Source organism: Streptomyces viridosporus (assembly GCF_002078235.1).
GTDB lineage: Bacteria > Actinomycetota > Actinomycetes > Streptomycetales > Streptomycetaceae > Streptomyces > Streptomyces viridosporus.
In genome coordinates this window covers 255-752 of the sequence record NZ_MSGP01000918.1, presented here as the reverse complement: position 1 = coordinate 752, position 498 = coordinate 255, and the positions used below count along the sequence as shown (strand labels likewise).

General features: G+C 68.5%; 1 protein-coding gene. It reads left to right on the top strand.

Annotation, left to right across the window (positions count from 1 at the left end):
* On the top strand, window positions 1-323 hold a 323-nt coding region (locus B7L92_RS38665), incomplete at its 5' end, for an S-adenosylmethionine:tRNA ribosyltransferase-isomerase (protein WP_143626534.1).
* Window positions 324-498: the final 175 nt, after the last annotated feature.

Genomic DNA, 498 nt, shown 5'->3' with positions numbered 1-498 from the left:
TCGCGGTGGGGACGACGGCCGTGCGGGCGGTGGAGTCGGCGGCCGGGGCGGACGGGGTGGTGCGGGCCCGTGCGGGGTGGACCGATCTGGTGGTGACGCCGGAGCGCGGGGTGCGGGTGGTGGACGGGCTGCTGACCGGGCTGCACGAGCCGGAGGCCTCGCACCTGCTGATGCTGGAGGCGGTCGCGGGGCGGGCGGCGGTCGACCGCGGGTACGAGGAGGCGCTGCACGGGCGCTACCTGTGGCACGAGTTCGGGGACGTCCACCTGGTACTGCCGGAGGAGGACCCTCACACACCGCATTGCTCCAGCAACCAGGAGTGAGAAACACGGGTGGGCGGTGTGAGGCCTCGCATAGGGCGCACATCACGTACGAACCGGGTTAGGAGCACGATACCGGTCATATAAGCGGCTCATACAGTCCCATATGCCCGATTCGCCCATCCGTGATCCACTACCCGACTTCGTACGTCACATCTTTGCCTCACCATTTTGCGGC